Raw genomic sequence first — 8,761 nt, forward strand, 5'->3', positions numbered from 1 at the left:
GACTCACAGGCGCGCAGCGCCCACTATCGACAGGAGAGTCATGCCCCGCACCCGAATCGACTACGGCCCGCACCCCGCCCAGTTCGGGCACCTGTACACCCCGACGGCGGCGGCGGAGGGGCCGGTGCCGGTGGTGATGCTGCTGCACGGCGGCTACTGGTCCGCCGACTTCCACCTCAACCTGGCGACGACCCTGGCATCCGAGCTGGCCCGGCGCGGGGTGGCGGCGTGGAACGTCGAGTACCGCCGGGTCGGGGCGGGCGGCGGCTGGGCCGAGACCAGCGCGGACGTCGAGGCCGCGTTGGCGGCGACCGCGACGCTGCTGCCGGACCGTTCGCCGGTTCCGCTCGACCCGGGCGACGTTCGCGTTGTCGGCCACTCCGCGGGCGCGCAGCTCGCGGTGTGGGTTGCGGGGCAACGCGAGTGCCCGGTGCGGCCGAGCAGGGTGGTCTCCCAGGCCGGTGCCCTCGACCTCGCGTCCCGGGCCGCGACGCGCAGCGGCGGGTCGGCGCTGGAGGCGCTGTTCGGGGTGTCCTACGCCGACGACCCCCAGCTGTACCGCGACGTGTCCCCGATCCACCGCGTCCCGACCGGCGTTCCGACGGTGTGTCTACACGGGGTCGAGGACGTGCAGGTGCCGGTGGCGGCGAGTCGCGCCTACGTGGACGCGGCCCGTGCGGACGGGGACCGCGCCGCGCTGTGGGAGGTGCCGGGGGAGGGACACAACGCCTTCCTCGACCGCAGCACCCGCTGTTGGGCCCTCACGCTGGACGCGATCCTCGGCGCCGACCCCTGGTCCGGGGTGCGGTAGCGGCCGTCAGCCGAGGACCCGGTCGAACCCGTGCAGCGGCGCCGCCGGGTGCTCCCGCAGCGCGGCCTCGAGGCGGGCGGCGACGTCGACGGGGTCGGCGCCCTCGGTGCTCAGCACCAGATCGACGTCGCTCAGTTCCCGCATCGTCACCGCGAGCCGGTGCGCTGCCTCGGCGAGTTCGATGCGGCCGGACCAGGTTTCGGGTTCCCGATCGAGCACCCGCCCGCGGACGGTGCCCGGTGCGGCATCGAGCCGCACCAGCAGGTGGGCCTCGGCGCCGGTCGCGGCAACGACGTCCCGGCCGTACCCGTCCTCCTCGACGGTCGCGGTGACCAGCAGCAGCGGATACCCGGCCGCCCGGTAGGAGCCGGCGAGCGCCGCCACGTGCCGCATCAGCCGCCCGTGGTCGAGCGGCGGATAGCACCGTTCGAGCTCGTCGAGTTCGATCAGCGCGTTGGCGACGCCCGCGTCACCGAGGCCGTCGTGCAGTTCGGTGAGCACGGACGTCTTCCCCGCGCCGGGCGGCCCGGTCAGTAGCAGCAGGAACATGTCGATCAGTGTCGCAGTGCCCGCCGCTACTGGGCCGACCCGGTGACCTCGATCAGGTTGACCTGCAGCTTCGGGACGGTGGTGCTGCCGCCGGCCTGGGTGTCGTAGGTGAACGAGCCGAGCACCTCCGCGTGCATGGTCACCAGGTCGTCCTCGACGACGTCCCGGATCAGTGCGGCGGTGTCGCCGACGACGAAGGTGTTCTGATCGTAGTCGTACACGCGGTCGGGCACGGACGGCGCGGTACGGGCGAGGAACTGCGTCGTCCCGGTGGCGGAATCGAACTGCGTCACCCGGCCGTAGACGACGACCTTGCGACCGACCGCGGCGGCGGGATCCTTGGCGATCAGCGCGAAGTCGCGGTCGGTGAGCTGCTCGTAGCTGGCGGGGTCCTTCTTCGCGGCCTCCTCGGCCTGGCGGCGCGCGGCCTCCGCGGCGGCCGCCTCCTGCCGGGCCCGGGTCGCGGCGGCATCGGCCTGCCTGCGGGCCTCGGCCTGCTCGGGGGTTTCGGTCGGGGTGGTGGCGGCGGGTGCGGCGTCCGGGGAGTCCTGCGGTGCGGAGCAGCCGGTGAGGGCGGCGAGTGCGGTGGCCGCCGCCGCGGCGGTCAGCAGGGTGCGGCGGAGTCGGCGGCGCGGCATCGGGGTGGTCATGGCGGGTCTCCTGTCGGTGGTGCGGGTCACAGGCCGGTGGAGCCGGCGGCGAGCAGCGGGACGAGGGCGGGCAGTACCGCGCTGCCGACGACCGCGCTGCCGATCGCGGCAGCCCCGGCGACCGGCGCGGTGAGGTCGGGTGCCTGCACTGGCGCCGCGGAGGGCGAGTCACCGATCCGAGTCCACGGCAGGCAGTTCAGGCTTCTGAACGCGGCGTCGGTGGGTGTGATGTCCACGACGACGCGGCCCGTGCCGTAGGCGTACGCGATGACGTCGTCACCCTCGCCGGTGAAGCCGGAAAGCCGGGTGCCCCAGCAGTTGTAGTCGCCGTCGATCGGCCCGGGTGAGACGTAGAGGCCGGGCTCGATGTCGACGCCGACGATGTAGGTGCTGTCCGCCGGCATCGTGGTGCCTGCCGCGTGCGCGGTGCCTGCGCCGACGACGACGGCGGCGGCGAGGACGGACACGGTGAGTGCGGTGGTGCGGATGCTCATGGGGATTCCTTCAGGGTGGTGGGTGGGCCCCGTGCCGGGTGGGACGGGGCCGGATCGTGCTGGGGCGATCGGGGTCATGCGGCCGCGAGGAGCGGCGCGACGATGTTGTCGGCGACGGCGGCGCGGACGCCGGGAGCGATGTCCGCCTCGTGCCCGCGCCGCGCGGCAACGGCGAGCCGGTGCGCCGCCTCGTTGAGGGGGTGTCCGTCGTGTCCGCGGACCCACGAGAAGCGCACGCGCCGACCGTGACTGAGGTGGTGGATACGGTCCACCGTGGTGGCGATGGTGCCGCGGTTCGGATGGCCGCTGCCGAGACAGGTGAGTGCGGCGCGGCTGTCGGTGAGGATGTGCAGCGGGTGGTTCCGGAAACTGGAGACGGCGAGTTCGATGGCGACCAGTTCACCGGCGAGTACCGAGCCGACATCGGGGACCATCTTCTGGCGGCGCACCCCGTCCGCTCGAACGCAGGCCACCCCGACGCCGCGTCGCCTGCTGTTCTTGGAGGCATCGGTGGCGATGACGAGTTCCGGCAGAGGTACCGCCGCGGCGAGGGCGGCGACGTGCGCGGACATCGCGTCGGCGGCGGCAAGGAGCAGGGCCGGCATCCGGCCGCGGGGCGTCGGGGTGAGGTCGAGGGTGGGGAATGCGCCCGCGACGCGGCGGAGTTCGCCGCGAACCTCGGTGTCGCCGACGTAGACCGGCACCGGTGTGGGCACCGTGGCCGCCCACTGGTGGACGTGCTCGAATGCGTCGAGCGTGGTGGCCCGGCGGTGGAGATCGCTGGCGCCGTCGCGGGTGAAGACGCGGGTGCGGATGCCGGTGTCGTCGAGGATCACTGCGGCGGTGAGCGAGTGGTCGGTGTCGGTTCCCGCGGTGTGGCGGGAGTGGATCACGGCGAGGGTCATCGGGCTGCTCCTGTCTGTTCCGGTGGTGGCGACAACAGTCACCGACGGCGGTGTGTGTGGAGAACTCGATCACTGATAACCAGGGTTATCGATCTGCGCGGCGAGGGTGTCGGTGCGGTGGGCTACCGTCGCCTCACTGCCTCCGTGGGAGCGGCAGGGTCACGGTAGGGAAGGGTCGGACACGGATGAGTAGCGATGCGGCGTCACCGCTGCTGCTGTCGAAGCCGGCCATCGCCGAGCTCGCCCGCGTGCGGCGGCCCGTGGTAACCATGTGGATCAACCGCTACCGGGCGACCGCGCACCCATTCCCGGGACCGGTCGCGACGCGGAACCGGGTCGACCACTATGCGGCGGACGAGGTGGTCCGGTGGATCCGGGCCCGCGGCCTCGGCAACAGCGACACCCTCGTCGAGGATCTCGCCCTGCACGCGGTGCTCGGACACGAGTCGGCGCTGCCCGCGCAGGTCGTCCTGGACGGGGTCACCGCGCTGCTGTGCGTGAAGGTTCTGCTCGGCGACCAGCTCGCCGACCTCGACGCCGAGGATCTGCTGGACGAGGTCGACGGCCTCGACCCCGACGACCGGTTCCTGTTCCGCGAGGTGGCCGCGCTCGGCGCCGAGGTGGACCTGCTCGCCCGGCACGTCGACACCATGTCGGATGCCGCGTACACGCCCGCGGCGGCATTCGAAACGCTGATGCGGCAACGGTTTCGGATCGGCCCCCGGGAACTGGGTGAGACCGCGCTGCGCCCCGCCGCCCTCACGCTGGCGGCCCGGATCGCGTTGGCCCTGTCGGACGGGGAGCGCGCGGTGTTCGTCGACCCGTCCACGGACGGCAGCGACCTGTTGGTGACGCTGCGATCACTGCTGCCGGAGTACACGGACGCGGTCGCGGTCACCGGTCCGGCCGACACCGCGGCGACGCGGCTGGCCCGGCGCAGGCTCGTCGTGCACCAGTGGCGGCTCCGGCCCGGCGGCGGGGACGACGGCGTGCCCGGCCCGGCGACGTTCCTGACTCAGTTCCCCGGACCCGGCGCCCCGCACCTGTCCGACACGCAGATCCTGTCCGCGATCGACGACGTGGCGTTGCAGATGTGGGACGGCCAGTCGGCGGTGATCGTCGGGCCAGCGAGCGCGCTCGTCGACCCGCTGGCCGACCGGGACGCCGAGGCCATCCGGTCGGCGCTGCTGCGGTCGGATCGGGTGCGCGCTGTGGTGCGACTGCCGGAAGGGTTGCGGGTGTCGCGGCCCGGGTTGTCGACGGCGCTGTGGGTGCTCGGCTCCGCGGACGCGTCGGTGAAGCCAGCGGACCGGTGGACGGTCCTCGCGGACCTCGGGGGCGTCGACCTCGATGACCTCGCCGCCGAGGCGGTGCTCGCCGATGTCCTCGCCGCGATGGGATCGCGGGACACGGTGCGGGCCCATGCCTTCCGGGTCGGCAGGAGGTACCGGACGGCGACGCTGCTGGCGTCGGGCTCGTTGGCGCCGCCACGCCCGCACCGCCTGCCGCGTCCGCGCCGTCCCGGCGCCGAGGCCGCCGCGCGGGTGGTCCAGCTGGTGGGGGAGTACCGGGACGGCACGACCCGGATCGACACGCAGCTGACGGTGCCGGTCGAGTACCGTCCTGCCACCGCGCCGACGGAGTCGGCAGGCCGGTTGGCGGCGTCGCGGGAACTGGCGGTGGTGCCGGGCAACCGGATCGACGCCGCGGACCTGCTGGAGTCCGGCGCCGAGGACGCCGCCGGTGTGGTGCGGGTGATCGGCACCGATGAGGTCCTCGGGCGGAGGATCGTGGGGGAGCGGGGAATCGACCGCCTGCGGTTTACGACGCGGCATCCCAGCGGCCGCTACACCGAGCCCGGCGACATCGTCTACTGCACCAGCCCAGAGTTCGGGGCGATCGTCGACGCCGAGGGGTCGTCGGTGGTGCTCGCCCCGGCCCGAATCATGCGGGTCACGGACCCGCTCGCCTCCGGGCTGGTGCCGGAGCTGATCGCCGGGCACCTGCGCGCCGCTGGCGTCGGGGACCGCGCTACCGGTGCGGTGCGGAGGGGGAAACCATGGCGGGCGTGGGAGATTCCCCGCATCGACCCGAGTCGGGTGCCCGCCGTGACCGCCGCGCTGGCGGATCTGCGTCGCCGCAGGCGGGCTGCGGCCGAGCTGGTGGCGACGATCGACCGCCTCACCGACACCCTGGTCGACGGGGTGGGTCGGGGCGCGCTGGTGATCGCCGAGGACACTGTGTTGGAACCGGAGAAAGGCTGAGGATGCCCCCCAGGAAGAAGTCCGTCGACGCGGCGCCGTCGACGATGAAGGAACTGAAGGACACGCTGTGGAAGGCCGCGGACAAGCTGCGCGGCTCGATGGACGCGTCTCAGTACAAGGACGTGATCCTCGGCCTGGTGTTCCTCAAGTACATTTCGGACGCGTTCACCGAGCGCCGCGAGCAGATCCACGCCGAACTCGTCGCGGACGGGCTGGACGAGAACCAGATCGCGCAGCTGATCGACGACGAGGACGAGTACCGCGCGGGCGGCGTGTTCTGGGTTCCAGGCGAGGCCCGCTGGGAGTTCCTGTCCGCCAACGCGAAGGGCACCGCCCCGGCCGCCGGCGTCGCAGGCCGGACGGTCGGGGAACTGATCGACGCCGCGATGCGCCAGCTGATGGACGCCAACGAGAGCCTGCGCGGCACCCTGCCGACGATCTTCAACGGCGACAGCGTCGACCAGCGCCGCCTCGGGGAACTGATCGACCTGCTCGGCGACACCCGGTTCACCGGTGAGGGTGCGACGAAGGCACGGGACCTGCTCGGCGAGGTGTACGAGTACTTCCTGGAGAAGTTCGCCCGCGCCGAGGGCAAGCGGGGCGGCGAGTTCTACACCCCCGCCGGTGTGGTCCGGGTGCTGGTGGAGGTGCTCGAACCGTTCGGCGGCCGTGTGTACGACCCGTGCTGTGGTTCCGGCGGCATGTTCGTGCAGACGGAGAAGTTCATCGAACACCACGGCGGCAACGCCACTGACGCCGCCGTGTACGGCCAGGAACTGAATCAGCGCACCTGGCAGATGGCGAAGATGAACCTCGCGATCCACGGTGTCACCGGCAACCTCGGTGACCGCTGGGAGGACACCTTCGCGCAGGACAAGCATCCCGACCTGCTCGCCGACTATGTACTCGCGAACCCGCCGTTCAACATCAAGGACTGGACCCGCCGCGAGGACGACAAGCGCTGGCGTTACGGGGTGCCCCCGGCGGGCAACGCGAACTATGCGTGGATCCAGCACATCGTCGCGAAGCTCGCCGAACGCGGCAGCGCGGGCATTGTGATGGCGAACGGGTCGATGTCCTCGAATTCCGGTGGGGAGGGGGACATCCGCGCCCAGCTCGTTGAGGCCGACTTGGTGTCGTGCATGGTCGCGTTGCCGACGCAGCTGTTCCGCTCCACCGGCATCCCGGTGTGCGTGTGGTTCCTCGCGAAGGACAAGGGAGTCGGCCCGAAGGGCAGCATCGACCGGCAGGGCCAGGTGCTGTTCATCGACGCGAGAAACCTCGGCTACATGGTGGACCGCGCCGAACGCGCGCTGAGTGATGACGACATCGCGAAGATCGCCGGCACCGTGCACGCCTGGCGCGGAACCGAATCCGCGGGCGGCGCAACCTACGAGGACGAGCCCGGCTTCTGCTACTCGGCTGAGCTGTCCGAGATCAAGGAAGCCGACTACGCACTCACCCCCGGACGATATGTCGGTGCCGCGCCCATCGAGGACGACGGGGAGCCGATCGAGGAGAAGATCGCGAGGTTGACGGGGGAGCTGTACGCGCAGTTCGACGAGAGCGCGAGGCTGCAGCAGGTGGTGCGGGAGCAGTTGGGGAGGGTGCTGTGAGTGAGCTGCCTGAGACATGGACGGCGGTTCGATTGGGCGATGTCCTTTCGGTTAAACACGGATTCGCATTTCCTGGGAATGCGTTCTCGGAGGACCCAGCCCTTCCCACACTCGTTACGCCAGGAAACTTCGCCATTGGGGGCGGATTCAAGGAGGCGCGAGCGAAGACGTTCGCGGGACACTACCCGCCAGAGTATGAACTGGTGGCAGGTGACCTTGTGGTGACGATGACCGACCTAAGCAAGGGCGGCGACACGTTGGGTTCACTGGCGATCGTGCCTGTCGGAGTCACCTACCTTCACAATCAACGAATCGGGCTCGTCCAGATCGCTGATCGTTCGGCTGTGGACGGCAGGTTCCTCAGCTACGGGTTGCGTGGGGCGGACTACCGGTCGTACATCGTTGGCACAGCGAGCGGTAGCACGGTTCGGCATACGAGTCCGTCGAAGATCTGTGACTTCGTCGCCCTTCTGCCGCCCATTGCAGAACAGCAGGCCATTGCCGAAGTCCTCGGCGCCCTCGACGACAAGATCGCCGCGAACCGGAAGCTGGCCGAGACCGCGGACTTGCTGGCTAAGGCTCAGTTCACTTCGATGCTTGCTGACTCCCAGTCGGTGCCTCTTTCTGCGACTGCCCAGTTCGTGAACGGGAAGGCGTTCACCAAGGGCGCGAGTGGAACGGGGCGGGTAGTCATCAGGATCGCCGAACTCAATTCGGGTATCGGCGGATCGACGGTGTTCAGTGACATCGAGGTGGACGATCAGTTCGTGGCTCGTCCTGGCGACCTGTTGTTCGCATGGTCGGGTTCACTCACGCTCCATCGCTGGTTCCGGGATGAAGCGATCGTGAACCAGCACATCTTCAAGGTGATCCCGGCTGACGGATACTCGCCGTGGCTACTGTTCCAGCTGATCCAGGAGAAGCTGCCCAGATTCAAGGACATTGCAGCCGACAAGGCGACAACGATGGGGCATATTCAGCGCAAGCACCTAGACGAACCGGTGCTGGTTCCATCACCGGCACAGGTCGAGCGCCTCGAAGCAACGATGACCGCGTTGTGGGATCGTGCACTGCTCGCAGAGCGGGAGTCGCTGCAGCTCACCACCCTCCGCGACACCCTCCTCCCACGCCTCATGTCGGGCGATCTCCGCGTCCGCGACGCCGAGAAGCAGGTGGAGGCTGCCCTGTGACGGACGAGGTCACGAGGGAACTCGTCGAGCTGGCGGAGGCGAAGCGTGCCTCGCTGACCCCGTCCGACTGGGCGACCTTGCGTGAGATCACTGAGCGGGTCACGGCGCATGCTGGCCCGTTCGCGGAGTGGGTACCGCCGAAGCGTATTGGCGACAACTTTTTCGAGATCGGCTACTCATCCTGGGGTGAACCGACCCGGGTTTGATGCCGCTCCCTTCCTTGAGAAGGATGCAGATCATGCCCAAGCGTTACCCCACCGAACAGCGTGAGCGAGCCGTGAA

At 70.2% G+C, this 8,761-nt stretch carries 9 protein-coding genes; 5 read left to right on the forward strand and 4 right to left on the reverse strand.

Translation table 11 applies throughout. The features are described 5' to 3' along the window. The first annotated feature begins 40 nt into the window (after positions 1-40). A complete protein-coding gene (locus ACWF62_RS16335; RefSeq protein WP_452630619.1) occupies positions 41-811 on the forward strand; it encodes an alpha/beta hydrolase family protein in 771 nt (256 codons plus the stop codon). Between the two features lie 6 nt (positions 812-817). Here the strand turns inward: ACWF62_RS16335 and ACWF62_RS16340 are convergent, their stop codons facing one another. The 4 genes from ACWF62_RS16340 to ACWF62_RS16355 form a co-directional block, all read right to left on the reverse strand. Next, positions 818-1,360, reverse strand: a complete 543-nt coding sequence (locus ACWF62_RS16340) for an ATP-binding protein (protein WP_378508297.1) — start codon at positions 1,358-1,360, stop codon at positions 818-820. A 26-nt stretch (positions 1,361-1,386) separates the two neighbouring features. Then, positions 1,387-2,010 carry a DUF2510 domain-containing protein gene (locus ACWF62_RS16345; protein ID WP_452630620.1) on the reverse strand — a complete coding sequence of 208 codons (624 nt, stop codon included), beginning with the start codon at positions 2,008-2,010 and terminating at the stop codon, positions 1,387-1,389. A gap of 26 nt (positions 2,011-2,036) precedes the next feature. Further along, a complete protein-coding gene (locus ACWF62_RS16350) occupies positions 2,037-2,504 on the reverse strand; it encodes a hypothetical protein (protein WP_452630621.1) in 468 nt (155 codons plus the stop codon). Between the two features lie 74 nt (positions 2,505-2,578). After that, positions 2,579-3,409, reverse strand: a complete 831-nt coding sequence (locus ACWF62_RS16355) for a ribonuclease H family protein (protein ID WP_452630623.1) — start codon at positions 3,407-3,409, stop codon at positions 2,579-2,581. A gap of 185 nt (positions 3,410-3,594) precedes the next feature. Here ACWF62_RS16355 and ACWF62_RS16360 point away from each other — a divergent pair, with 185 nt between their 5' ends. The 4 genes from ACWF62_RS16360 to ACWF62_RS16375 are packed head-to-tail and all read left to right on the forward strand — an operon-like array spanning position 3,595 to position 8,685. Then, the gene (locus ACWF62_RS16360; protein ID WP_452630624.1) at positions 3,595-5,673 is read left to right on the forward strand and encodes a hypothetical protein; all 2,079 of its coding nucleotides are present in this window, start codon (positions 3,595-3,597) and stop codon (positions 5,671-5,673) included. A 2-nt stretch (positions 5,674-5,675) separates the two neighbouring features. Next, a complete protein-coding gene (locus ACWF62_RS16365) occupies positions 5,676-7,289 on the forward strand; it encodes a class I SAM-dependent DNA methyltransferase (protein ID WP_452630625.1) in 1,614 nt (537 codons plus the stop codon). Then, positions 7,286-8,479: a restriction endonuclease subunit S gene (locus tag ACWF62_RS16370; RefSeq protein ID WP_452630626.1), complete on the forward strand. Its 1,194-nt coding sequence runs from the start codon at positions 7,286-7,288 to the stop codon at positions 8,477-8,479. The genes ACWF62_RS16365 and ACWF62_RS16370 overlap by 4 nt, the downstream gene beginning before the upstream one ends. Continuing rightward, complete coding sequence (locus tag ACWF62_RS16375; protein ID WP_452630627.1) at positions 8,476-8,685, forward strand: hypothetical protein; 210 nt, start codon at positions 8,476-8,478, stop codon at positions 8,683-8,685. The genes ACWF62_RS16370 and ACWF62_RS16375 overlap by 4 nt, the downstream gene beginning before the upstream one ends. Positions 8,686-8,761: the final 76 nt, after the last annotated feature.

The organism is Rhodococcus sp. NPDC054953 (assembly GCF_053609225.1).

Bases quoted from the DNA above. Each gene is read 5' to 3' on its own strand.
- ACWF62_RS16335 (WP_452630619.1), top strand. From the start codon at position 41: ATGCCCCGCACCCGAATCGACTACGGCCCGCACCCCGCCCAGTTCGGG.
- ACWF62_RS16340 (WP_378508297.1), bottom strand. From the start codon at position 1,360: ATGTTCCTGCTGCTACTGACCGGGCCGCCCGGCGCGGGGAAGACGTCC.
- ACWF62_RS16345 (WP_452630620.1), bottom strand. From the start codon at position 2,010: ATGACCACCCCGATGCCGCGCCGCCGACTCCGCCGCACCCTGCTGACC.
- ACWF62_RS16350 (WP_452630621.1), bottom strand. From the start codon at position 2,504: ATGAGCATCCGCACCACCGCACTCACCGTGTCCGTCCTCGCCGCCGCC.
- ACWF62_RS16355 (WP_452630623.1), bottom strand. From the start codon at position 3,409: ATGACCCTCGCCGTGATCCACTCCCGCCACACCGCGGGAACCGACACC.
- ACWF62_RS16360 (WP_452630624.1), top strand. From the start codon at position 3,595: ATGAGTAGCGATGCGGCGTCACCGCTGCTGCTGTCGAAGCCGGCCATC.
- ACWF62_RS16365 (WP_452630625.1), top strand. From the start codon at position 5,676: ATGCCCCCCAGGAAGAAGTCCGTCGACGCGGCGCCGTCGACGATGAAG.